Here is a 672-nt window from a genome sequence, read left to right on the forward strand (position 1 = left end):
GTTTTCCGGCAACTGATGGGCGTAAGCCGCGTTGTCAGCCACCAGCACTTTAGCCACACCAGCGATTTGCGCAGCAGCTTCAGCCACAGCACCAATGCCCTGGCCTGCAACCAGAACGTTGATCTCGCCACCGATTTTTGCGGCAGCGGCCACGGTGTTCAGCGTGGCCGGAGCCAGCGCCTTGCCATCATGTTCTGCGATTACCAAGATAGTCATGATTAGATTACCTTCGCTTCGTTTTTCAGTTTCTCGACCAGTTCAGCCACCGACTTGACCTTGATGCCGGCGCTGCGTGCCGCCGGCGCTTCAACTTTCAGGGTCTTGTTGGTCGAAGCGGTCGAAACGCCCAACGCCTCTGGCGTCAGCACTTCAAGCGGCTTCTTCTTGGCCTTCATGATGTTTGGCAGGGACGCATAACGCGGCTCGTTCAAACGCAGGTCGGTGGTGACGATGGCCGGCAAGCTCAGCGAAACAGTTTGCGCGCCGCCGTCAACTTCACGGGTAACGGCAACCTTGTCGCCCGCCACTTCAACTTTGGAAGCGAAGGTGCCCTGACCGTAGCCGGTCAACGCAGCCAGCATCTGGCCGGTCTGGTTGTTGTCGCTGTCGATGGCCTGTTTGCCCAGGATCACCAGTTGCGGCTGTTCCTTGTCGACCACGGCCTTGAGCAAC

Annotated in this window: 2 protein-coding genes; both read right to left on the bottom strand. The window is 58.6% G+C overall.

Features of this window, described 5'->3' with window-relative positions; genetic code table 11:
- Positions 1–216, bottom strand: a 216-nt coding sequence (locus tag JQ845_RS22750) for an adenine nucleotide alpha hydrolase family protein (protein WP_459565136.1), incomplete at its 3' end; no start/stop codon positions are given.
- A 2-nt stretch (positions 217–218) separates the two neighbouring features.
- Positions 219–672 (bottom strand): electron transfer flavoprotein subunit beta/FixA family protein (locus JQ845_RS22755; protein WP_203009504.1); only part of this gene is annotated, 454 nt, incomplete at its 5' end.

Source organism: Pseudomonas paraversuta, assembly GCF_904063065.1.
Taxonomy (GTDB): domain Bacteria; phylum Pseudomonadota; class Gammaproteobacteria; order Pseudomonadales; family Pseudomonadaceae; genus Aquipseudomonas; species Aquipseudomonas paraversuta.